Here is a 23603-nt window from a genome sequence, read left to right as displayed (position 1 = left end):
CCATGCAGACGGAGCTGAGCAAGACCCTGGGAGTCGAGCACGCCGTCTTCGGCTTCACGCCGTTTCCCGCCGTGGCCGCGGCCATCAGCCGGGCCGGCGGCGTCGGAGTGCTCGGCGCGGTCCGCTACACCGCACCCGACGACCTCAAACGCGACCTCGACTGGATCGAGGCGCACGTCGACGGGAAGCCGTACGGGCTCGACGTCGTGATGCCCGCCAAGAAGGTGGAGGGCGTCACCGAGGCCGACGTCGAGGCGATGATCCCGGAGGGGCACCGGCAGTTCGTGCGGGACACCCTCGCCAAGTACGGCGTGCCCGAGCTGGCCGAGGGGGAGGCGTCCGGCTGGCGCATCACCGGGTGGATGGAACAGGTCGCCCGCACCCAGCTCGACGTCGCCTTCGACTACCCCATCCGGCTGCTCGCCAACGCCCTCGGCTCCCCGCCCGCCGACGTCGTCGACCGCGCCCACGACCGGGACGTCCTCGTCGCCGCCCTCGCCGGCAGCGCCCGGCACGCGGTCAAGCACCGGGACGCGGGCATCGACATCGTCGTCGCCCAGGGGTACGAGGCCGGCGGCCACACCGGCGAGATCGCCACCATGGTCCTCACCCCGGAGGTCGTCGACGCCGTCGCACCCCTGCCCGTCCTGGCGGCCGGCGGCATCGGCAGCGGCCGCCAGGTGGCCGCCGCGCTCAGTCTCGGCGCTCAGGGTGTGTGGCTGGGCTCCATGTGGCTGACCGTCACGGAAGCTGACCTCTCCTCGCCCGCCGTGACCCGCAAACTGCTCGCCGCCGGCTCCGGCGACACCGTCCGCTCCCGCGCCCTGACCGGCAAACCGGCCCGCCAGCTGCGCACCGAGTGGACCGACGCCTGGGACGACGCGAACGGCCCCGGCACCCTCCCCATGCCCCTCCAGGGCCTGCTCGTCGCCGAGGCCCTGACCCGCATCCAGAAGTACGAGGTCGAGCCCCTGCTCGGCACCCCCGTCGGCCAGATCGTCGGCCGCATGACCGGCGAACGCAGCGTCCAGGCCGTCTTCGACGACCTCACCCGGGGCTTCGAACAGGCCGTCGACCGCATCAACCGCATCGCCGGAAGGAGCGGCACGTGACCAGCACGCCCCCCGCCGGGTTCTGGGCCCAGGCCACGAGTGATCCCGACCGCAAGGTGCTCGTCGCACCCGACGGCGAGGAATGGACCGCCGGCCGCCTGCACGCGGCCGTCAACCAGCTCGTCCACGGACTCCGGGCCGCCGGCCTGGAGCGCGGCGACGCCTTCGCGGTCGTCCTGCCCAACGGGCCCGAGTTCTTCACCGCCTACCTCGCCGCCTCCCAGGCCGGCCTCTATCTCGTCCCCGTCAACCACCACTTCGTCGGCCCGGAGATCGGCTGGATCGTCGCCGACTCCGCCGCCAAGGTGCTCATCGCCCACGAACGGTTCGCCGGCCCGGTCCGCCACGCCGCCGACGAGGCCGGCCTCCCGGCCACCCACCGGTACGCGGTCGGCGAGATCGAGGGCTTCCGCCCGTACGCCGAGCTCCTCGACGGGCAGCCCGAGTCGGCGCCCGCGGACCGCGAACTCGGCTGGGTCATGAACTACACCTCGGGTACGACGGGCCGCCCCCGCGGCATCCGCCGCCCGCTGCCCGGCAAACTCCCCGAGGAGGCCTACCTCGGCGGCTTCCTCGGCATCTTCGGCATCCGCCCCTTCGGCGACGACGTCCACCTGGTCTGCTCGCCGCTCTACCACACGGCCGTCCTCCAGTTCGCCGGAGCGTCCCTCCACATAGGCCACCGCCTGGTCCTCATGGACAAGTGGGCCCCCGAGGAGATGCTCCGCCTGATCGACACACACAAGTGCACCCACACCCATATGGTCCCCACCCAGTTCCACCGCCTGCTCGCCCTCCCCGACGATGTGCGCGCACGCCATGACGTCTCCTCCATGCGGCACGCCATCCACGGCGCCGCCCCCTGCCCGGACCACGTCAAGCGCGCCATGCTCGACTGGTGGGGACCCAGCGTCGAGGAGTACTACGCGGCCAGCGAGGGCGGCGGTGCCTTCGCCACCGCCGAGGACTGGCTGAAGAAGCCCGGCACGGTCGGCAAGGCCTGGCCCATCAGCGAGCTCGCGATCTTCGACGACGACGGCAACCGGCTGCCGCCCGGCGAACTCGGCACCGTCTACATGAAGATGAACACCGGCGGCTTCGCCTACCACAAGGACCGGGCCAAGACGGAGAAGAACCGCATCGGCGACTTCTTCACCGTCGGCGACCTCGGCTACCTGGACGAGGACGGCTACCTGTTCCTCCGCGACCGCAAGATCGACATGATCATCTCGGGTGGGGTCAACATCTACCCCGCCGAGATCGAGTCCGCGCTGCTCTCCCACCCCGCCGTCGCCGACGCCGCCGCCTTCGGCATCCCGCACGACGACTGGGGCGAGGAGGTCAAGGCCGTCGTCGAACCCGCCCCCGGACACGAGCCAGGGCCGGACCTCGCCGCCGACCTGCTCGCCCACTGCGCCGGACAACTCGCCGGCTACAAGTGCCCGAAGACCGTGGACTTCATCACCGAGATGCCCCGCGACCCCAACGGCAAGCTGTACAAGCGGCGGCTGCGGGACCCGTACTGGGAAGGACGCAGCAGGCCGGTGTGAGCGGCCGGGCCCCGGCGAGCCGGCGCGTCAGGGGCGTGCCCGGTGCCGGGTCTCCAGGAACCCGGCGAGGCCGCCGGCATCGGTGCCGAGCTTGCGGTAGACGCTGGACAGCAGCTGCCGCACACCCTGCTCGGTGAGGTGCAGTTCCTTGGCGACCACGCCCACCGGGTGCCCCTGGACGGTCAGTTCGGCGGTCTGCAGCTCCGCCGCGGTGAGCGTCTCCACCTGCGCGTACCGCAACGGCAACGGCCGCAGCCCGGCCGCCGACAGCTCCTCCCGGGCCCGGGCGGCGAGCGCCCCGGCGCCACAGTGGACGGCTCCCTCCAGCCCCTGGTAGAGCCGCTCGGCGGCCTCCTGCAGCCGGCCGGCCAGCGACAGCGCGGCACCGTGGCCGATCTGGGCGCGGGCGAGTTCGTAGGCGGCCGGCGACTGCTCCAGCTGCTCTACGGCCTGCGCGTACAGGTCGACCGCCGACGGCCCGCCGGTCACCTCGGCGAGTGTGTGCAGGGCCTGCCCGACAGCCGAGGCGGCACCGAACTCACGAGCCCTGCGCACCGCTTCCTCGGCATGACCCACCGCCTCCCCGGGCGCGGTGGGGGCGAGCGCGGTCGCGAGCCGCAGCTGCCACGGGCACCAGGCCGGGTTCCGCCAGCCCCGCCCGTCCAGCCACTCCCCGACGGCGGACAGCAGCTGTGCGGCCTCGGCGTGCCTTCCCTCGGCGAGGAGGAGTTCGGCGTAGACGGTGCGGGGGTCGGGGTAGATGACGGCGTTGACCGGGGTCGCGCCGAAGTGGTGTCCGTCGGCGAAGTCGCGCGCCTCGGCGATGCGCCCGCGGGCCAGCAGGGTCTTGATGAGAATGCTCACACCGAACCACTGAGCGGCCACCACCCCGTCCACCTTGTCGGCGATCCGCAGGCCCTCCCGTACGGCGTCCTCGGCTTCGGCCAGACTGCCGCGGCGGTAGTGGACGTACCCCGCGATGGTCTGACCGAACGCCAGGTGGGAGCCGTGCCAGCCCTTGGCCACGCATTCGGCGATGCCCTTGCTGAATAGTTCCTCGGCCCGCCGCGGCTGGTCGCCGTACATGTACACCAGGGCGACGGAAAGGGGTACCTCGAACCCCCGGTTCTCGTCGGTCCAGCTCATGCCGCCGTGCAGGGCCTTGTCGGCGTACGCGAGGGAGGTCTCCCTCGGTTCGCCGCGCAGGGCGGCGTCCCAGGCCCGCAGCCCCAAAATGTAGCGTTCCTCCAGACTGCGGCCGGGCAGCTGCTCGGCCAGGCGCGCCAGCGTCCGGGAGCGGGCGGTCGAGTCGTGGTCGTCCGGGCGCACCATGCTCCAGACGAACTGATCGGCCTGCATGCGGAGTTTGACGCGTGGGTTCGTGGCCTTGCGTGCCTCCTCGGCGGCCACGTTCACGGCCTCGGCCAGTTGGTCGGTGTGGGCCATGGCCGTGGTGAGGCGGTAGACGATGGAGGCACGCAGATCAGGGTCGACGTGCGGCTGGGCCAGCGCCTGGCGCAGATGCCGCACCGTGGCCGTGGGTTCGATGAGGAAGGTGGCGCAGGCGAGTTCGTGAAGGACCGCGGCACGGTCCTCGGGCGGGGGCGGTTCCTGCAGCGCGCGGGTCAGCAGACGCCGCGCCGCGTCGGTGGCTCCGGCACGGAGGTGTGCGCGAGCGGCCTCGCGCAGACACGTGACGGTCTCGGGGCGCTCCTCGCAGGGGACTTCCAGCAGATGCCGGGCGGCCTTGACGGGTCCGTAACCCGCGGCGAGGACGGCCTGCGCCGCGGTGTTGTGCAGACCGGTCCGGAAGCCCGTGCGGATGGACCGGTAGATCGTCGTGGCGATGAGCGGGTGCACGAACTCGAGCTCACCCTCGTGACCGTGGCCGCCCTTCAGGATCCGCGCCGCACGCAGCTTCTCGATCGCCTCGGCGGCGGCCTCGTCACCCAGCACGGCGATGGCCGCGGCGAGCTCCGGCGCGAACGGCGAACCCAGTACGGCCGCGGTCTGCGCGAAGCGCACGGTCGCGGTGCCGAGCCGTTCCAGGCGTTCGATCAGCCCGGGGCCCTTGATCGCGGCGGCCAGCTCACGCATCGTGGGCAGGTCGTGGTCGGCGCCGCCAACAGCGCGCTCACCGAGTCCGATGGCCAGTTCCACCGTCTCGAAGGGGCTGCCGCCGGTGGCCGACCAGCACTCCTTGCAGAACCGGTCCCCGGCAGCCTCCCCGATCTCGTGCCTGACGATCTGCGCGACGCCTTCCGGGGTGAGCAGGGCCAGATTGTGCGGGCGGTTCCCGTGGTCTGCGAGGAGCGTGCGGAACTCGCCTGCCTCGGGGGGAAGTTCGTCGGGCCGGTAGGTGACGACGATCAGCAGGGGGAGATCCTCGACCCGTGGTGCGAAGGAGGTGAGCCAGCTCAGGGACTCCGGGTCGGTCCAGTGGAGGTCGTCCAGGATCAGGACGACGGGAGCCTTCTTCATCGTGAGGCGCGTCATGACCCAGTCGAGACCCTCGCGGACTCCGGTCGGGTCCGGCGCGGGGGCGGGTCCGGTCGCTTCGAGCCCGAGGACGGCGGCGACGGTGTCGTACCAGCTGCCCAGGAAGACGCGGAGTTCCGCCTCGTCCATCCGCGCCAGCGAGGGCTGCATCAGCTGGCGTACCACGCGGAACGCCGAGCCCTGTTCCGTCTCGCTGCCCCTGCCCGAGAACACCGTGAACTTGTGTGCCACGGACCGGGCACGTGCTTCCGTGACGAGCGCGGTCTTGCCGAGTCCGGCCGCCCCGGAGAAGGCGAGCAGCCCTTTGCTCCGTACTCGTGGCGCGCCGCCCGTGGTGCGCCGCAATTCCCGGAACGCCGCATCGAGGGCCTGAAGTTCCCGGCGGCGCTCGATCAGGGTCTCTTGGTCCGTGATCGGTTGCCGCGGCTCCATCGCCATATGCCGTACCGCTTTCTTTCGTTCGGCCCGGGGAGAGCCGAGCGTACGCCTTGCTGCGGTGGGGGCAGGCCGGACTGAGTACTATCGGGTGAATCATGAACTGCAGAAGGGATAATGTCCGTTCTCTGGGTAAGAGGCCCTGACCGCCGCCTTCCTCAGGTGCGTTCGCGGGAGCGTGTCGAATACAGCTGTGTCACGGCGGGCACCGACGCCACGTCCGCGTACCGGGGTACGGTTCGGGACCAGTCGTAACAGCCGCGGATCCAGCCGATCATGCCCTCCACGTATGCGGCGCCCGCGGGACTCAGCTCCGGTGCGATCTCCGCGTGGAGCCGCTCGAACTCGCGGATGGTGCTGTTGATCTGCCGGATGGCCAGGACGACGGCGGCCTGCAGGGAACAGTGGTGCTCGCGCTGGTAGGCCAGGGCGAGGTTGATCATTTCGCCCGCGCGCTGCTCTTTCACGGCGGAGAACAGGTCGGCCGTCCAGACGGCCGCGTCGGCCGAGAGCCGGCTGAGCCGCCGTACGGCCGGGTGGTGGATCTCCGCGGGGGCCGGATCAGCGGATGCCGCGGCCTCGTACAGCGGGTAGAACGGCTCGACACCCGCGGTCAGTGACCGTATCGAGGCACAGTCTCCCGTGCGCAGGGCCACGGAGTTTGTCTGGGCCACGGCTTCGTACAGCAGGCCGTGCACGTATTCCCGGCTGTGCGAGGCCCATCGTGCCGCCTGATCGGGTGTGCACCGTTCCCGTACCTGCCGGTACAGGTCGGTCAGGGCCGCTCCGAGCGGTGTGCTGGGCGCACGGCCGTCCCGAAGAACGGCGACGCTCTCGCACAGCATGGGCACGAGGTCGGCCGGGGAGTGCCGGCCGACCTCCTCCGCCCGGTCGTCGAAGACGAACTGGTAGGCGATCTGGTGGGCCACGATGCGTAGGATCCCGGGGTCCACGGCAGGGCTGGTGAAGGACGCGAGCCGGGCGGGGCGAGTGAGGGCGATCATCGCGGCCACTCCCGGATCGGCGGTCAGCCCCCATGTGCCCAGCCATACGTCCACACTGGCCGAGACCTCCCGTTCATGGGGGTTGCACCGGAACGGGAACGGCATGTCCAGGTGGGTGTCGATGAGGTCCTTGAGGCTGGCCGCCACCGGTCCCTCCGGTCCGCCCACCGCGACTTCCTCATGCGTTGCCGACACCGTGGTCACCTGCCGATCGGGAGTCCGGAGCCTGTCGGGTGCAGACCGCGCGGCGCGGGAGCGGAGGGCGTGACGACGATGCCTCCGACGGCCGGTGCGGACGTGTCTCGCGGAGCATGACCAGCGAGCGCGGCCCCAGCGTGATCGCGGGGCGCGGTGCCCGGGGGGCGTACCCGGGCAGATGGCGCAGGCGCACGCGGCCCGCGATGGTCGCGAGCGCCACGGTGACCTCCACCATGGCGAACTCGTCGCCGAGGCATTTGCGGTTGCCCGCGGAGAACGGCATCATCGCGCGCCGCTGTGCCGCGGTGGGCCGGCCCGGCAGCCAGCGGTCGGGGTCGAAGCGCTCTGGGTCCGGGAACGACGACGGATCGTGGTGGAGCAGGTAGGGGCTGTAGAGCACGGTGGCTCCGGCGGGCAGCCGGCGGCCGGCGAGTTCCGTCTCCCGGGTGGCGACGCGGGTGAAGAGCCAGCCGGGGGAGGAGTGCCGCAGCGTCTCGGAGACCACGCACCGGGTCTGGACGAGGTTCGGCAGATCGTCCGGGCCGGGCCGGCGGCCGCCGGGCAGGACGGTGTCGAGCTCGGCGTGCAGGCGCTGTTCGGCCTCGGGATGGCGGGCCAGCAGACTGAAGGCCGCGGCCAGGGACAGGGCCGAGGTCTCGGCGCCGGTGAGCAGCAGCGTGATCAGGTGGTCGTGGATCTCCTGGTCGGTGCGGGCGGGGATCTCGCCGTCGCCGTGGCGGGCCGCCAGCAGGGTGCCCAGGACGTCGTCGCGGGCGGCGCCCCGGCGGCGCTCCGTGATCACCGCGTCGATGATCGCGTGCAGGCGGGCGAGCGCCCGCCGGTAGCGGCGGTTGGCCGGGGTCGGGAGCCGGAACAGCGCATCGACCGGAACGACCGTGCGGACGAACAGGCCGCGGACGACGTCGGCGAGACAGTCCCGCACCTGGGCGGCGGTCGTGTCGTCCAGCGAGTCGGAGAGCAGGACCCGGCTGATCACGCGGGTCGTGAGGGTCGTCATCGCCTCGGTGACGGGAACCGTCCCGCCCGCCTGCCACCCCTCGCACACCGACTCGGCCTCCTCGGCGACGAGTTCCGTGTAGGCGGCGGCGTGGGAAGGGCGGAACGCCGGCTGCAGCAGCCGGCGTTTGTCCCGGTGCGCGGACTGACGGCAGGTGACCAGTCCGTCCCCCATCAGATGGCCCAGCCTGTCGTACAGCGGGCCCCCCTTGTCGAAGGTGTGCGGGTCCATGAGCATCTCGTGGGCCAGCTCCGGGTGGCACACCATCCAGGCACGCCGGGGGCCCAGCCGTATCTCGACCAGATCCCCGTGCGCGGGCAAAGAACTGAGAAACGCCAGCGGGCGACGGTATAAGGCGATACCGTGGCCGAGGAGTGGGAATATGCCGGGAGCAGTACCTGTCGTCCACGTTCGTTTCTGTTCGGACACGGCACCGTTCATGGAAACCTCCTGCCCAGTACGACATGCGAAATGAACGAACCTGCTTCGAGGCTGACTGCCCGAGACAAGTCCTGCCCAGTTCAATCATGTCCGGGTTTCCGGAATCCTTTCTCCAAAGGGGCGCACAGGGGCACGTGGAAGCAGAAAGCTCATGGCATGGCTGCCTCTTGATGCATGACGCACCGACTGTGATTCCTTTTGTCACTCCCGTGCGGTTCCATCCCGTGCCGACTTCACTCCGGGACCGGCGGGAAAGCGGCGGCGGCCGAGCGGACCCGCCGGTTTTGGGCGTCGCCTTCGCGGTCGCTTGACCTGTCACGGCCGCGGGCCGAGGATCATGAGTCATGACGCAGGGACAGGGCAGCACGGTGGACGGGGTGCTGCGCCGCAGCGCCCGGCGCACTCCCGCGCGGGTGGCGGTGCGGTACGGCGAACGGCGCTGGACGTACGAGGAACTCGACGACGGGGTCTCGCGCGCGGCGAGCGTCCTGCTCGGTCAGGGCCTCGACCGCGGTGACCGGGTCGGCACCTACGGACACAACTCCGACGCCTACCTGATCGCCTTCCTCGCCTGCGCCCGCGCCGGCCTCGTGCACGTCCCGGTCAACCAGAACCTGACCGGCGACGACCTCGCCTACATCGTCGGCCAGTCGGGCAGCTCGCTGGTGCTCGCCGACCCGGATCTGGCCGGCCGCCTTCCCGAGGGCGTACCGGCGCTGCCGCTGCGGGACGCCGACCGCTCGCTGCTGGCCCGGCTCGCGGACGCGGCGCCGTACGAGGGGCCCGAACCGCGCACCGAGGACCTCGTGCAGCTGCTGTACACCTCGGGGACCACGGCGTTGCCCAAGGGCGCGATGATGACCCACCGGGCGCTCGTGCACGAGTACCTGAGCGCGATCGCCGCCCTCGACCTGAGCGCCGGGGACCGGCCGGCACACGCGCTGCCGCTCTACCACTCCGCCCAGATGCACGTGTTCCTGCTGCCCTACCTCGCGGTGGGCGCCACCAACGTCATCCTCGACGGGCCCGACGGCGACACCCTCTTCGATCTCGTCGAGGCAGGGGACGTGGACAGCCTGTTCGCGCCGCCCACCGTGTGGATCGGACTCACCAACCGGCCCGACTTCGCCACCCGCGACCTCGGCGGACTGCGCAAGGCCTACTACGGGGCGTCGATCATGCCGGTGCCCGTCCTGGAGCGACTGCGCGAACGGCTGCCGGAACTCGCCCTGTTCAACTGCTTCGGGCAGAGCGAGATCGGGCCGCTCGCCACCGTGCTCGCCCCCGAGGAGCACAAGGGACGGCTGGACTCCTGCGGCCGCACCGTCCTGTTCGTCGAGGCCCGGGTGGTGGACGAGGACGGCGCGGACGTGCCCGACGGCACCCCCGGTGAGATCGTCTACCGCTCACCCCAGCTGTGCGAGGGCTACTGGGACAAGCCCGAGGAGACCGAAGCGGCGTTCCGGGACGGCTGGTTCCACTCCGGCGACCTCGCGATGCGCGACGCCGACGGCTACTACACGATCGTCGACCGCGTGAAGGACGTCATCAACTCCGGTGGCGTGCTGGTCGCTTCACGGCAGGTCGAGGACGCCCTCTACACCCACGAGGCGGTCGCCGAGGCCGCCGTGATCGGACTTCCCGACGAGCGGTGGATCGAGGCGGTCACCGCCGTCGTCGTCCCGCGCGGCGAGATCGACGAGGCCGGGCTGATCGCCCACGTGAAGGAGCAACTGCCCGCCTTCAAGGCACCCAAGCGGATCCTGTTCGTGGACGCGCTGCCCCGCAACGCCAGCGGAAAGATCCTGAAGCGGGAACTGCGGGACCGGTTCGGCCACGCCTCCTGAGGACCAGGGACGCCGCACCCGGCCCGACCCAAGAAGTCTGGTTCCCTACCTTGCGCGGCTTCCGGCACCACGTCCGCCGTTCACCGGGGGTGCGCACACAGCAGACATGCGCTGCTGCCTCCCCGTCCCCCTCGGCGCACTCGCGGGCATTCCCGGCCCCTGCGAGATGCTGCGCTCCGGCTTCCTCCTCGCACCCGCCCTGCTCCGCTCCGCCACCGCTCCCCGCCCACGGCACCCCCGCTCCCTCGCCGCCCTCCACCTGGAGCTGGTCACCCTCACCGAGGACCGCGCCGTCATCACCTGGCACACCGCCCTGCCCGGCACCGACGACGGCACCGGCCGGATGCTGCCCGCCGTCACCGAGGGCGAGATCGTCTACGGCACCCACCCGGCCCGCCTCAACCGCACCGCGGGCGAGGACCGGCCCACCGCGCACCACCACGTCGAACTCACCGGCCTGGAACCGGGACAGACGTACTACTACCAGGCCCGCTCCCACGGCGTGCCCGCCACCCCCACCGCGCTCCACCTGGTGCGCGGCAACGCGGCCGGCACCTCCCGCCACGGCCTCGGCACACCCGGCGGCCCCTACTCCTTCACCACCCCGCAGCCGCCGCCCGGCCGCCACCTGCTCTCCCTCGCCCTCTGCAACGACCTGCACATCGGCGAGACCGTCGCCGGACTCGTGGCCGGCGTCCCCTTCCTGCGCGGAGTGGCACAACGGACGGGACAGACCCCCTACCCCGAACTCATGAGCCGCGCCGTGGTGGACGAGGCCCGCCGCCGCGGCGCCCGGCTGCTGCTCGCCGCAGGCGACATCTCCGCCGGCGGCGGACCGCGCGACCTGGCGGAGGCCAGGCACATCCTCGACGGCTTCGGCACCCACCGGCGGGACTACTTCGTCGTCCGGGGCAACCACGACCGCGCCGCGGGCGAGGGCGACGCCTTCCAGCGCGAGTTCGGCCTACCGGACGGGCCCGGCTGGTTCGAGCACGACGTGGCCGGACTGCGGATCATCGGCCTCGACACCTACGACAAGCAGGGCAACGGCGGCGACGCGGGCGGCCTCGGCGCCGAACAGCTCTCCTGGCTCCGACGCCGGCTGCGCACCCACCCGGAACAGCCCACCATGGTCTTCGGCCACCATCCGCTGACCGTGCGGGAGGCCCTCTTCCCGGTGAGCCCGGCACAGCGCCTCGGCCGCCGCCAGGCCCGCGCGATCCTCCGGGCCTACGCCGCCGCCCCGGGGGTGTTCCTCCACCATGTGGGCCACACCCACCGCAACAAGCGCACCCATGTGCCCCACGCCCCGCAGGTGACCCTTCAGGAGGTCGGTGCCGCCAAGGAATACCCCGGCGGTTTCTTCCTGCTGCGGATCCACAGCGGCGGCTTCGCGCTCAACTTCTTCCGGGCGCGCGCCGCCGAGGCCCTGGAGTGGAACGAGCGCAGCCGCCGGCAGGCCGGGGGACTGTGGCCGTACCACGCACTGGGCCGTACGGTGGCCGACCGCAACAGTGTGGCCGCCCGCGACCTGTCCGGCATCGGCCGCCTCGTGCCACCGTCCGCCCCGTCCCGTTCGTCCCAAGGGCTGACGGCGGTCCCGAACCCGCGCCCGGACGTGGCCTGACGAAGGGCACCTCACTAGCGTGGGCACATGTCGACCCTGTGGGAACTCATGCACGACTGCATCCCTGACGACCACGCCCGTCAGGTCACCTCCCGCTACTACCTCGACGAGGCGATGCGCTCGCCGCGGGCACCGGACCGGGTGGTCGACCTCGGCTGTGGCCGGGGCACGTCGGCCGAGCTCTTCCGCAAGCACGACTCCGGCGTCCGCTGGGTGGGAGTCGACATCCGCGATTCGCCGGAGGCCGTCCAGCGCACAGCCGGGCGCGACAGCGTGGTGTACTTCGACGGCGTCAATCTGCCGTTCCGCTCCGACGCGGTACCGCTCGTCTACTCCCACCAGGTCTTCGAGCACGTGGCCAGGCCCAGGGAACTGCTCGCGGAGGTGAGCCGGGTGCTGCGGCCGGGCGGCCTGTTCATCGGCAGTACCTCCCAGTTCGAGCCCTACCACTCCTTCAGTCTGTGGAACTACACGCCGTACGGATTCCGGGTGCTCGTCGAGGACGCCGGACTCGCCCTGGAGGAGATCCGGCCCTCTCTCGACGGCGTGACACTGATCATGCGCACCTACCACGGCTCACGGAAGGAGGAGTACGGCCACTTCTGGCGGAAGGAGTCGCCGCTCAACACGGAGATCGACGCCTGGGGCCGCAAGACCGAGCGGGAGACGGCCCTGGTGAACCTCCGCAAGCTCACGTTCTGCGGCCAGTTCGCGTTCCGGGTGCGCAAGCCGGCGGCCCCGCCTGCCTGACACCGGGGGCGTTCGCCGAAACCCGTTGCGGCACCGCGCCGCCGTCCCCGAAGATCGGCGCCATGCCCACCTTCACCGCAGCCGACGGGACCCGCCTCGCCTACCACGCCAGAGGGGAGGGCGAACCGCTCGTCGTGCTGCCGGGCGGCCCCATGCGCGCCTCAGGCTACCTCGGGGACCTCGGCGGGCTGACCGCCCACCGCCGCCTTGTCCTCCTCGACCTGCGGGGGACCGGCGACTCCGCGGTGCCCGCCGACCCGGCGTCGTACCGCTGCGACCGGCTCGTCGACGACGTGGAGATGCTGCGCGCCCACTTGGGGCTCGACCACATGGACGTACTGGCGCACTCGGCCGGCGCCAGCCTGGCGATCCTGTACGCGGCGGCGCATCCGCAGCGGGTGCGGCGGCTCGCGCTGATCACCGGCAACCCCTCGGCCCTCGGTCTGCGCGCCACTCCTGAGGACCGGCTGGCGGCGGCCCGGCTGCGGGCGGGGGAACCCTGGTTCGAGGAGGCGTTCCCCGCGCTGGAGGCGTGGCTGACCGGCTCCGCGGAGTTCGACGAGGTGTTCATGCCGTTCTTCCACGGCCGCTGGGACGATGCGGCCCGGGCCCACGTCGCGGCCACCGAGAAGCAGACCAACTTCGAGGCGGGCGACCGCTACTTCGCCGAGGGCGCCTTCACCCCGGACGCCACCCGGGCCGCCCTGCGCGCCCTCGCCGCCCCCGTCCTGGTGTACGCCGGTGAACTCGACGGCGGCCCCAGCCCCGCCCTGGCCCGGCGCGCCGCCGAGGCCTTCCCGGTCGCCGAGGTCACCGTGCAGCCCGGCGCCGGCCACTACCCCTGGCTCGACGACCCCGAGTGGTTCGTCCGCCGTACCGTCGCCTTCCTGGACGCCTGATTCCTGGACGCAGGAGCGGCCCCGGGTCCTGTGTCCCGAAGGCCGTCAGGAGGCGGTCGCGGAACCGGTCCGCCGCCCGGACCGGCACGCCCCGGCGGCGCGGACCGCCCCGCGGCGGTCGCGCCCCCGCCCGGGCTACCGGTCGGCGGCCACCGCCACCTCCCGCGCCCACCGGTAGTCCGCCTTGCCGCTCGGCGACCGCTGGATCGTCTCGGTGATCACCAGCTGACGGGGCACCTTGTACCCGGCGAGCCGGCTGCGGCAGTGCGTCTGGATGTCCGTGAGGGAGGGCGGCTCGGCCCCCGTGCGCAGCTGCACCACGGCCGCCACGTGATTGCCCCAGGTGGCGTCGGGCACCCCGGCGACGAGCGCGTCGTACACGTCCGGGTGCGACTTCAGCGCCTGTTCGACCTCCTCCGGGTACACCTTCTCGCCCCCCGTGTTGATGCACTGCGAGCCCCGGCCCAGGACGGTGACGACACCCTCCTCGTCGACCGTCGCCATGTCGCCGAGGAGCACCCACCTGCGGCCGTCCTTCTCGAAGAAGGTCTCGGCGGTTTTCACCGGGTCGTTGTAGTAGCCGAGCGGGACGTGCCCGGTCTGCGCGACCCGTCCGATCTCGCCCACCGCCACCGGTTCGTGGGTCGCCGGATCGACCACCAGGGTGCGGGAGTTGACGCGGACGCGGAAGCCGCTGCCGGCCCCGGAGTCGTCGGTCGCGGTGCCGTTGAAACCGGACTCGGAGGACCCGAAGTTGTTCAGCAGCATGGCGTTCGGGACGAGTTCGCTGAACTGCCGGCGCACGGTCTCGGAGAGGATCGCGCCGGAAGAGGAGACGCTGAACAGGGCGGAGCAGTCGGTTCCCTTCAGCGGCCCGTTGAGGGCGTCGACCAGCGGGCGCAGCATCGCGTCGCCGACCAGCGACATGCTGGTGACCTTCTCCCTCTCGACGGTCCGCAGTACCTCCTCGGGCACGAACTTGCGGTGGATCACCACCCGCTGCCCGAAGTTGAACCCGATGAAGGTGGTGAGCGTGGACGTGCCGTGCATCAGCGGGGGAGTGGGGAAGAAGGTGATCCCGCTGCCGCCCGCCGCGACCCGTTCGGCCAGCTCCTCGGGCCGCTTCACCGGCTCCCCGGTCGGCGCGCCCCCGCCCAGCCCCGCGAAGAACAGGTCCTCCTGACGCCACATCACTCCCTTGGGCATCCCGGTCGTGCCGCCGGTGTAGATGATGAACTGGTCGTCCGCCGAGCGCGCGGGGAACCCCCGTCCGGGCGACCCGCCGGCCTCCGCCTCCGTGAAGGCGAGGGCCCTGAGCGCCGCGTCCACCGGCTCTCCCACCCGCACCAGATGCCGCAGCCCCGGCGTCCGGGGCAGGGCCGCCGCCACCCGGTCGTCGAACTCCGCGTCGAAGACCAGCGCGACGAGATCCGCGTCCCGGTAGAGGTAGACCAACTCCTTCTCGACGTAACGGTAGTTCACGTTGACCGGCACCACTCGCGCCTTCAGGCAGCCGAGCACCGTCTGCAGGTACTCCACCCCGTTGTAGAGGTGCAGCCCGAGATGCTCGCCGGGCTTGATGCCGCTGTCGAGGAGGTGGTGGCCGATGCGGTTGGCGGCGGCGTCCAGCTCCGCGTAGGTCAGCCGGCGTTCCGCACCCGTACCGGGGTGGTCGATGTACACGAGCGCCTCGCGGTCGGCGGCCACGTCGACGACCGACTCGAACAGATCGGCAAGGTTGTACTCCACCGCTCCTCCTGACCCCGGCAACCGTGACGAAGAAAGGCGCACCCGTCCGTCCGCCGGTCATCAGAGCAAAGGGCGCGGCAAGTGTGAAGGGTTCGCGCGAAGAAATCTGACTGTCTGTCAGAAAACCCTTGAAGTGCCTCCCCGGCTACTGCAACCTGTTCTCGTTCTGGTGGAGGGGAGGCGATCCCCTCCGGAGGGGAGAGGGTCCATGGCTGGGACGGAACACCTCACCGTGCGGCGCGAGGGCGCCACACTCGTGCTCACGCTCAACCGGCCCGAGGCGAAGAACGCGCTCTCGATCTCCATGCTCGTCGGCCTGTACGACGGCTGGATCGAGGCCGACGAGGACGACGGCGTCCGCTCGGTCGTGCTCACCGGGGCCGGGGGTGCCTTCTGCGCCGGGATGGACCTCAAGGCGCTGGCCGGGCAGGACATGGCGGGCGAGCACCTGCGCGACCGGCTGAAGGCCGACCCCGACCTGCACTGGAAGGCGATGCTCCGCCATCATCGCCCGCGCAAACCGGTGATCGCCGCGGTCGAGGGCCACTGCGTCGCGGGCGGCACGGAGATCCTTCAGGGGACCGACATCCGGGTGGCGGCCGAGTCCGCGACGTTCGGGCTCTTCGAGGTCCGGCGGGGGCTGTTCCCGATCGGCGGTTCCACGGTACGGCTCCAGCGGCAGATTCCGCGCACGCACGCGCTGGAGATGCTGCTCACCGGGCGGCCGTACAGCGCCCGGGAGGCCGCGGACATCGGGCTCGTCGGGCACGTCGTGCCGGACGGCTCGGCGCTCGACAAGGCGCTGGAGATCGCCGAGCAGATCAACGCGTGCGGGCCGCTGGCGGTCGAGGCGGTCAAGGCGTCGGTGTACGAGACGGCCGAGATGACGGAGGCGGACGGGCTGGCCGCCGAACTCAAGCGGGGGTGGCCGGTCTTCGACACGGCCGATGCGAAGGAAGGTGCCCGTGCGTTCGCGGAGAAGCGGGCGCCTGTCTACCAGCGCGAGTGAGACCCGGGGTGCGCCGGACCCTGCGGGCCGTACGTGGCTGGTCGCGCAGTTCCCCGCGCCCCCAAAAGAAGGGGCGACACCCGCACCGACCTCAAGGAGGCAAGCCCCCATGCCCGAAGTCCTCAAAGCACCCCTCGTCGTCGAGTTCCCCTTCACCCGGTCCCTCGGCCCCGTCCAGAGCGCGTTTCTGACCGGGCTGCGTGAACGCGTCGTACTCGGGGTGAGGACCGGCGACGGCCGCACGCTCGTGCCGCCCGTCGAGTACGACCCCGTGACCGCCGAGGAGATCCGCGACCTCGTGCCCGTGGCCACCACCGGCACGGTCACCACCTGGGCCTGGAACCACGAACCCCGCCGCGGCCAGCCCCTCGGCACCCCCTTCGCCTGGGTCCTGGTCCGGCTCGACGGCGCCGACACCGCCCTGCTGCACGCCCTCGACGCGCCCGGACCGGACACCGTGCACACCGGCATGCGGGTCCGGATCCGCTGGGCCGAGGAGCGCTCCGGCGCCATCACCGACATCGCCTGCTTCGAGCCGTACGACGGCGAGGACACCTTCGTCACCGTCCATGCGGGCGAGTTCGAGGACCCGGTGCACGGGATCGTCGCCCACGCCCGCCTCGACTACACCTACTCGCCCGGCCGTGCCCAGTCCGCCTACATCGAGGCGCTCTCCTCCCGGCGGACCTTCGGCGAGCGCTGCCCCTCCTGCCGGAAGGTGTACGTCCCGCCGAGGGGTGCGTGCCCCACCTGTGGGGTGGCCACATCGGGACAGGTCGAGGTGGGGCCCGGCGGCACGGTCACCACCTTCTGCATCGTCAACATCAAGGCGAAGAACCTCGACATCGAGGTGCCCTACGTCTACGCCCACATCGCCCTCGACGGCGCCGGCCTCGCCCTGCACGGCCGGATCGGCGGGATCCCCTACGACCAGGTGCGGATGGGGCTCAGGGTCGAACCCGTGTGGACCGAGGGGGCCCGCTACCCCGACCACTACCGGCCCACCGGTGAGCCCGACGCGGACTACGAGACGTACAAGGAGCTGCTGTGATGCGTGACATAGCACTGGTCGCCTTCGCGCAGACCGACCACCGCCGCACCAGCGACGACCTCTCCGAGGTCGAGATGCTCATGCCGGTCCTGCACGACGTGCTCGGACAGACCGGCCTGAAGACCGCCGACATCGGCTTCACCTGCTCCGGCTCCAGCGACTACCTGGCCGGCCGCGCCTTCTCCTTCACCCTCGCCCTCGACGGCGTCGGCGCCTGGCCGCCCATCTCCGAGTCGCACGTCGAGATGGACGGCGCCTGGGCCCTGTACGAGGCCTGGACCAAGCTGTTCACCGGGGACGCGGACACCGCGCTCGTCTACTCCTACGGCAAGTCCTCACCCGGCTCGGTGCGCGACGTGCTGACCCGCCAGCTCGACCCCTACTACCTGGCCCCCCTCTGGCCGGACTCCGTCGCCCTCGCCGCCCTCCAGGCCCAGGCGCTCATCGACGCGGGGGAGACCGACGAGCCCGCGCTGGCCGCCGTCGGCGCCCGCAACAGGGCGGACGCGGCCGCCAACCCCCACGCACAGCTGAGAGGTTCGGTTCCGCAGGGGGACTACACCGTACGGCCGCTGCGCACCGGCGACTGCCCGCCCATCGGCGACGGCGCCGCCGCGGTCATCCTCGCGGCGGGGGAGCGGGCCCGGGAGCTGTGCGACCGGCCCGCCTGGATCCGGGGCATCGACCACCGCATCGAGGCGCACGGCCTCGGCGTCCGCGACCTGACCGACTCGCCGTCCGCGCGGCTCGCCGCCGAGAAGGCCGGCGCCTTCGAACGGCCCGTGGACACCGCCGAACTGCACGCACCGTTCAGCTCGCAGGAGATCGTGCTGCGCAAGGCGCTGCGGCTCGGCGACGACGTGCGCGTCAACCCGTCCGGCGGGGCCCTCGCCGCCAACCCGATCATGGCGGCCGGACTGATCCGCGTCGGCGAGGCCGCCGCCCGCATCCACCGCGGCGAGTCCGACCGCGCCCTCGCCCACGCCACCTCCGGGCCCTGCCTGCAACAGAACCTGGTCGCCGTACTCGAAGGGGATCCCCGATGAGCAAGGAGCCCGTGGCCGTCACAGGGATCGGCCAGACCAAGCACGTGGCGGCCCGCCGGGACGTGTCCATCGCCGGGCTCGTCCGCGAGGCCGCGCGACGTGCCCTCGACGACGCCGAACTGGACTGGGCCGACATCGACGCCGTGGTCATCGGCAAGGCGCCCGACTTCTTCGAGGGCGTGATGATGCCGGAGCTCTACCTGGCGGACGCGCTCGGAGCGGTGGGCAAACCCATGATGCGGGTGCACACCGCGGGCTCGGTGGGCGGGTCGACCGCACTCGTCGCGGCCAACCTGGTCGCCGCCCGGGTCCACTCCACCGTGCTGACCCTCGCCTTCGAAAAGCAGTCCGAGTCCAACGCCATGTGGGGGCTGTCCCTGCCGATCCCCTTCCAGCAACCACTGCTGGCGGGGGCGGGCGGATTCTTCGCACCCCACGTGCGGGCCTACATGCGGCGCAGCGGCGCCCCGGACACCGTGGGCTCGCTGGTCGCCTACAAGGACCGGCGCAACGCGCTCAAGAACCCCTACGCCCACCTCCACGAGCACGACATCACCCTGGAGAAGGTCCAGGCGTCCCCCATGCTCTGGGATCCCATCCGCTACTCGGAGACCTGCCCCTCCTCCGACGGCGCCTGCGCCATGGTCCTCACCGACCGAGCCGGAGCCGCCCGTTCCACGAAGCCGCCGGCCTGGCTGCTGGGCGGGGCCATGCGCAGCGAGCCGACCCTGTTCGCCGGCAAGGACGCCGTGTCGCCGCAGGCCGGGAAGGACTGCGCCGCCGACGTCTACCGGCAGGCGGGGATCGCCGACCCGCGCCGGGACATCGACGCCGTCGAGATGTACGTGCCGTTCTCCTGGTACGAGCCCATGTGGCTGGAGAACCTCGGCTTCGCCGACGAGGGCGAGGGCTGGAAACTCACCGAATCGGGGGTCACCGAACTCGACGGTGACCTCCCCGTCAACATGTCGGGCGGCGTCCTGTCCACCAACCCGATCGGCGCCTCCGGGATGATCCGGTTCGCCGAGGCCGCCCTCCAGGTGCGCGGCCAGGCCGGAGAACACCAGGTGGACGGTGCCCGGAAGGTGCTCGGGCACGCCTACGGCGGCGGCTCCCAGTTCTTCTCCATGTGGCTCGTCGGCGCCACGGCACCCGACAACTGAAAGGACCCGTTCACGTGGCCTGTTGAGTGCCGGAAGCGAAAGCTAGGCTGGCCGCGGACGACGAATTCGGGAGGAGCACGGACGTGGCCGAGAGCACCATCCAGCAGCAGCCGGCACTGGGCTGGGAGAAGCCGGAGCTGGACCTCAGCGGGGCCGATTGGCAGTCCAGCAGCCGGGGCCTGGGGGATGTCCAGATCGCCTTTGTCGAGGGATTCATCGCGATGCGCAACAGCGGCAGCCCCCAGAGCCCTTCCCTGATCTTCACCCCCGCCGAGTGGGGTGCCTTCGTGTCGGGGGCCCGGGAGGGCGAGTTCGACCTGACCTGAGCGCCCGCCCCCGGTGCCGCCACTGCGGCAGAGAGGTGAACCAGGGGGCGTTCCGCAAGGATTTCCGGACACGTGACCAGCAGCGCCCTTCCGGGGCCGCCGCCTGCGACAGGCTGGCCCCGGACGGGGAAGGTCGTAATCCGGAGGTGAGGAACGATGAGCGCAGCGCCGGTCATCGCCGCGGCGGACGGGTCGGACGACAGCCTGCGCGCCCTGGACTGGGCCGTACAGGCGGCCCGCCAGCGGGACGCACCGCTGCGGGTGGTGCACGTCCGTCAGTACGCCGCCTGGGGGCAGCCCGACGTCCTGGTCGCCGGCGAACCGGACGAGGGCGGCGACCCCGTGCTCGAAGAGGTCCGGGACCGGCTGTCCACCGGTGCCGTCGGGCTGACCGTCGAGTACGTCGCCCTGGAGGGCGCTCCGAGTGCACTGCTACCCGAACTGGGCGCCGACGCACAGCTGTTGGTGCTCGGCTCACGGGGCCGCGGCGGCTTCGCGAGCCTGCTGCTCGGCTCCAGCGGCATGGCCGCCGCCCGCGACGCCGCGTGCCCGGTGGTGGTCGTCCCCCGGCCGGGGCGAGAGGTGCACGAGGAACTGCCCGCAGAGCCCGGACCGCGGGTCGTCGTCGGCCTGGACGTGGACAGCCCCGACGACGCCACCCTCGCCTTCGCCCTCGCGGAGGCCGCCCGGCGCGGCGCCCGGCTCCAGGTGCTCGCCGCCTACCCGTGGCCTGCGCAGAGCTGGTTCGCGGCCGGGGAACTCGTCCCGCCGGCCGGCGGCCAGGACGAGGTCGAGCAGGAGACCCGCACCCTCGCCGAGGGCTTCCTCGCCCCGCACCTCGAGGGCCGCCCAGACCTGCGCGCCGACGTCCTCGCACTGCCCGGCGACGCGGCAGGCCTGCTGGTGTCCGCCTCGAAGGACGCCGCCCTGGTCGTCGTCGGCCGGCACCGCCGGCGGCTGCTCGCCCCGGCCCGCATGATGGGCTCCGTCACCCACGCCGTGCTGCTGCACGCGGCCGCGCCCATCGCGGTCGTCCCGCCGGCACCGCAGGAGTGATGTCAAGTCCCGTCGCGCAGTTACCGTCAGTAGGGAGCGGATCACCGAAGTCGGGCGTACGCTGAGCTGCCTGCAAGCCACGGTGCGCGCCGCTCCCCGCGCTCGCGTACCACCGTGGCGGGGGGTGGTCATGGGACAGCGGGTCCTGCGGAACCGGCGGACGCTCTACGAGCGCGACAGTGAACTGGCGGCCGTCGACGAGGCTTTGGCCGAACTCACCGGCCTGCGCGCGGACGGCGCGGCACCGGGCGGGAGGCCGCGCGGCGCGCTGCTCGCCTTCGCCGGCCGGGCCGGCATCGGAAAGACCACCCTGCTCGCCGAGGTGCGCCGCCGCGCCGCCGCCCAGGGCTGCACCGTGCTCTCCGCGCGCGGCGGCGACCAGGAGCAGCGCGTCGCCTTCCACGTCGCCCGCCAGCTCCTGCAACCCCGCCTCGCCGGCGCACCGGAGGCCGAACTCCGCGCCTCGCTGGGCAGTTGGTACGACATCGTCGGTCCCGCCCTCGGCCTGTGCGCCCCCACCGACGGCGCCCCGCCCGACCAGCAGGGCCTGCGCGACGGCCTCGACTGGGTGCTCACCCACCTCGCCGTGCGCCAGGCGCCGATGGTCCTCGTGCTCGACGACGCCCACTGGGCCGATCCCGAATCCCTCGGCTGGCTCGCCGCGTTCGCACCGCGCGCCGAGCAACTCCCGCTGCTCGTCGTCGTCGCGTACCGGCCCGACGAACTCCCCGAGCACGCCGACGCGTTCCGCGGCCTGCCCGGCCGGGCAGGCGGCCGCCCGCACGGCCTCGAACCGCTCAGCGCCGACGCCGTCGCCGGCCTGGTCCGCGAGAGCCTCGGCGACCACGCCGACGACGCCTTCTGCCACGAGTGCTGGGCCGTCACCGCCGGCAACCCCTTCGAGGCCGTCGAGCTGACCGCGAAGGTCTGCGACCGGGGCCTGGACCCCACCGAGGCCGGCGCACCCCTGCTGCGCGACCTCGCCGCCGCCGTCAAGGGCAGCGGGCTGATCGCCCGCCTCGAACGCCTCGGCCCCTCCACCGTCCGGTTCGCCTGGGCCTGCGCCGTCCTCGGCACCGAGATCCATCCCGCGCTCGCCGCCGCCGTGGCCGGCCTCGGCCACGAGGAGGCCGCGGACGCCGCCGACGCCCTGCGCGACGCCCGGATCCTCACCGGCGCCGAGACCCTGGAGTTCGTCCACCCCCTGATCGCCACCGCCGTCTACCGGGCCATCCCGCCCGCCACCCGGGTCGCCCTGCACGGCCAGGCCGCCTGGTGCGTGACCGACGACGGCCAGGGCGCCACCGCGGCCGCCCGCCACCTCCTGGAGACCCACCCCGAAGGCGACACCTGGGTCGTCCGGCAGCTGCGCGCCGCCGCAGGCGAGACCCTCCGGGCCGGCGCCCCCGACACGGCCCGCGCCTACCTCGCCCGCGCCCTGCGCGAACCCCCGCCGCCCAGGGAACGCGCCGCGGTCCTGCACGAACTGGGCAGCGCCTCCCTCCTCACCGAGCCCGCCACCACCGTCAACCACCTGCGCGCGGCCCTCCAGGAACCCATCGCCGAGCCCGCCCTGCGCCACCACATCGTCTACCGCCTCTCCCAGGTCCTCGCCCACAGCGACCACCTCGCCGAGGCCTCGGAGACCCTCGCCCGCGAGATCCAGGTGACCGGCGACGCCCGCGTACGCCTTCGGATGCTCTCCGAACAGTTCATGTGGGACGCCTTCCGCGCCGACGAACCCGACCACCCCTCCCGCTCCCGGCGCCTGACCCGGCTCGCCGACCGCCTCCGCGGCCGCGACCTCACCGAGCGGTACGTCATCGGGCTGCGCACCTGGGACGCCATCCAGCGCGGCGAACCCGCCGACGTCGCCCTCCACCACGCCGAACGCGCCCTGGCCGGCGGCCTCGGCTGGGCCGAGGCCGACCGCGGCTTCGAGGTGCCCGTCCTCGTCGCCCTGGCCTTCATGTACGCCGACCGGCCCGACCGCACGGAGGAACTCTTCGCCGCCGGGATCGCCGACTTCGAACAACAGGGCTGGCGCGGCGCCCACCTCTCCTTCGCCTACACCCTCCTCGGCTACGTCCGCTACCGCCGCGGCCGCCTCGCCGAGGCCGAGGAGCACGCCCGCTCCGGCCTGCGCCTCGCCGAGCGCGTCGGACCCGGCACCCCGGCCCACTGGTACGCCGTCGGCATCCTCGTCCAGACCCTGCTGGCCCGCGGCCGCACCGGCGAGGCCGCCCGCCTCGCCGAGGACCACGCCTTCCGGGAGCCCTTCCCGGCGGCCGTGGTCTTCCCCGACGCCCAGACGGTCTACGGCGAACTGCTGCTCGCCCGCGGCCTCCCGAAGGACGCGGCGGCCGAGCTCGCCGCGGCGGGGCGCCGCCTCGAGCCACGCGGCATCCGCAACCCCTCCTGGTGCCCCTGGCAGCTCCACCTGGCCCGCGCCGAGGCCCACGACGCCCCCGAACGCGCCTTCACCACCGCCCTGGCCGCCCTGGCCCACGCCCGCCGCTTCGGCGCCCCCTCCGCGATCGGCCAGGCCCTGCGGACGGCGGCGGACGTCTCGTCGGGCGAGGCCCGCCTGGCGTACCTGCGCGAGTCGGTGGCCCACCTGGAGCGCTCCCCGGCGGCCTACGAGCTGGCCTGCGCCCTGGTGAGCCTGGGCACGGAACTCCGCGACGCCGGACTGCTGCGCAGGGGTCTGGACACCGCCGTGCAGTGCGAGGCGGACGGCTTGGCGGAAGCGGCGCGCACCGAGTTGTCCGCGACGGAGACGGCGACTTTGTAACGGGCGCTGGCGACGGCACACCCAGGGGC

Annotated in this window: 17 protein-coding genes; 13 read left to right on the top strand and 4 right to left on the bottom strand. The window is 72.4% G+C overall.

The features are described from left to right. Positions 1-2: 2 nt before the first annotated feature. Together ACZ63F_RS36730 and ACZ63F_RS36725 are read left to right on the top strand one after the other, a co-directional pair. Complete coding sequence (locus ACZ63F_RS36730; protein WP_469717877.1) at positions 3-1112, top strand: nitronate monooxygenase; 1110 nt, start codon at positions 3-5, stop codon at positions 1110-1112. Next, positions 1109-2662 (top strand): acyl-CoA synthetase, encoded by a 1554-nt coding sequence (locus ACZ63F_RS36725; RefSeq protein WP_469717875.1) that lies wholly within the window; start codon positions 1109-1111, stop codon positions 2660-2662. Before ACZ63F_RS36730 ends, ACZ63F_RS36725 begins: the two co-directional genes overlap by 4 nt. Before the next feature lie 27 nt (positions 2663-2689). Here ACZ63F_RS36725 and ACZ63F_RS36720 read toward each other — a convergent pair whose 3' ends face one another. The 3 genes from ACZ63F_RS36720 to ACZ63F_RS36710 form a co-directional block, all read right to left on the bottom strand. Beyond that, on the bottom strand, positions 2690-5599 hold the full coding sequence (locus ACZ63F_RS36720) for an ATP-binding protein (protein ID WP_469717874.1): 2910 nt from the start codon (positions 5597-5599) through the stop codon (positions 2690-2692). A gap of 155 nt (positions 5600-5754) precedes the next feature. Next, positions 5755-6795 (bottom strand): (-)-alpha-amorphene synthase, encoded by a 1041-nt coding sequence (locus tag ACZ63F_RS36715; RefSeq protein WP_469717872.1) that lies wholly within the window; start codon positions 6793-6795, stop codon positions 5755-5757. Then, entirely contained in the window at positions 6779-8257 is a 1479-nt protein-coding gene (locus ACZ63F_RS36710) for a cytochrome P450 (protein ID WP_469717870.1), read from the bottom strand. The genes ACZ63F_RS36715 and ACZ63F_RS36710 overlap by 17 nt, the downstream gene beginning before the upstream one ends. Positions 8258-8601: 344 nt before the next feature. Here ACZ63F_RS36710 and ACZ63F_RS36705 point away from each other — a divergent pair, with 344 nt between their 5' ends. The 4 genes from ACZ63F_RS36705 (at position 8602) to ACZ63F_RS36690 (ending at position 13380) form a co-directional block, all read left to right on the top strand. After that, positions 8602-10104: an acyl-CoA synthetase gene (locus ACZ63F_RS36705; RefSeq protein WP_469717869.1), complete on the top strand. Its 1503-nt coding sequence runs from the start codon at positions 8602-8604 to the stop codon at positions 10102-10104. 106 nt (positions 10105-10210) lie between these two features. After that, a complete protein-coding gene (locus ACZ63F_RS36700) occupies positions 10211-11731 on the top strand; it encodes a purple acid phosphatase family protein (RefSeq protein ID WP_469717867.1) in 1521 nt (506 codons plus the stop codon). A gap of 27 nt (positions 11732-11758) precedes the next feature. Beyond that, the gene (locus ACZ63F_RS36695) at positions 11759-12481 is read left to right on the top strand and encodes a class I SAM-dependent methyltransferase (protein ID WP_469717865.1); all 723 of its coding nucleotides are present in this window, start codon (positions 11759-11761) and stop codon (positions 12479-12481) included. Positions 12482-12543: 62 nt separating this feature from the next. Beyond that, complete coding sequence (locus ACZ63F_RS36690; RefSeq protein WP_469717864.1) at positions 12544-13380, top strand: alpha/beta fold hydrolase; 837 nt, start codon at positions 12544-12546, stop codon at positions 13378-13380. Positions 13381-13515: 135 nt separating this feature from the next. Here the strand turns inward: ACZ63F_RS36690 and ACZ63F_RS36685 are convergent, their stop codons facing one another. Continuing rightward, a complete protein-coding gene (locus tag ACZ63F_RS36685) occupies positions 13516-15129 on the bottom strand; it encodes an acyl-CoA synthetase (RefSeq protein ID WP_469717863.1) in 1614 nt (537 codons plus the stop codon). A 208-nt stretch (positions 15130-15337) separates the two neighbouring features. Here ACZ63F_RS36685 and ACZ63F_RS36680 point away from each other — a divergent pair, with 208 nt between their 5' ends. From ACZ63F_RS36680 to ACZ63F_RS36650, 7 genes are all read left to right on the top strand, one after another. Next, on the top strand, positions 15338-16138 hold the full coding sequence (locus tag ACZ63F_RS36680; protein WP_469717861.1) for a crotonase/enoyl-CoA hydratase family protein: 801 nt from the start codon (positions 15338-15340) through the stop codon (positions 16136-16138). Between the two features lie 109 nt (positions 16139-16247). After that, a complete protein-coding gene (locus ACZ63F_RS36675; RefSeq protein ID WP_469717860.1) occupies positions 16248-17189 on the top strand; it encodes a Zn-ribbon domain-containing OB-fold protein in 942 nt (313 codons plus the stop codon). Next, on the top strand, positions 17189-18235 hold the full coding sequence (locus tag ACZ63F_RS36670; RefSeq protein ID WP_469717857.1) for a thiolase domain-containing protein: 1047 nt from the start codon (positions 17189-17191) through the stop codon (positions 18233-18235). The genes ACZ63F_RS36675 and ACZ63F_RS36670 overlap by 1 nt, the downstream gene beginning before the upstream one ends. Further along, positions 18232-19398 carry a thiolase domain-containing protein gene (locus tag ACZ63F_RS36665; protein ID WP_469717856.1) on the top strand — a complete coding sequence of 389 codons (1167 nt, stop codon included), beginning with the start codon at positions 18232-18234 and terminating at the stop codon, positions 19396-19398. Before ACZ63F_RS36670 ends, ACZ63F_RS36665 begins: the two co-directional genes overlap by 4 nt. An 83-nt stretch (positions 19399-19481) precedes the next feature. Beyond that, complete coding sequence (locus ACZ63F_RS36660) at positions 19482-19724, top strand: DUF397 domain-containing protein (RefSeq protein ID WP_352358273.1); 243 nt, start codon at positions 19482-19484, stop codon at positions 19722-19724. A 156-nt stretch (positions 19725-19880) separates the two neighbouring features. Then, positions 19881-20780 (top strand): universal stress protein, encoded by a 900-nt coding sequence (locus tag ACZ63F_RS36655; protein WP_469717854.1) that lies wholly within the window; start codon positions 19881-19883, stop codon positions 20778-20780. A gap of 130 nt (positions 20781-20910) precedes the next feature. After that, positions 20911-23574, top strand: a complete 2664-nt coding sequence (locus tag ACZ63F_RS36650; protein ID WP_469717853.1) for an ATP-binding protein — start codon at positions 20911-20913, stop codon at positions 23572-23574. Positions 23575-23603 lie beyond the last annotated feature (29 nt).

Source organism: Streptomyces sp. NPDC104761 (assembly GCF_055583445.1).
Note: the sequence above shows the minus strand (reverse complement) of the source record. Positions and strands in the feature narration are given on the sequence as shown.